The following is a 241-nucleotide window of genomic DNA, read 5'->3' as shown; positions in this document are numbered from 1 at the left end:
TCGCCTGAACCAATTGGTACGCATTAGCATATGCGGTATTGGCATCATTCAAGGGTATGCTGCCGGTTGCATTTACAGAAGCATGCAATAAAAATTGGTGCGGCAGCTGCCAATCTGCTCCCGAAACCCAAATAGTACCCGGCACTCCGGTAACAGTATTTCCATCGTACTGAGTAGCACCGGAACTATACTGCTGAAATGTATAGGGCTGATAACTAAAAGAAGTAAAAATAGTAATACC

The 241-nt window shown here is 44.4% G+C and carries 1 protein-coding gene; it reads right to left on the bottom strand.

Going from position 1 to position 241, the window contains the following annotated elements:
* On the bottom strand, window positions 1-241 hold a 241-nt coding region (locus CWB99_RS24480; protein WP_212748548.1), incomplete at both ends, for a hypothetical protein.

Origin of the sequence: Pseudoalteromonas rubra (assembly GCF_005887095.1) — a bacterium.
Lineage (GTDB): Bacteria > Pseudomonadota > Gammaproteobacteria > Enterobacterales > Alteromonadaceae > Pseudoalteromonas > Pseudoalteromonas rubra_E.
Note: the sequence above shows the minus strand (reverse complement) of the source record. Positions and strands in the feature narration are given on the sequence as shown.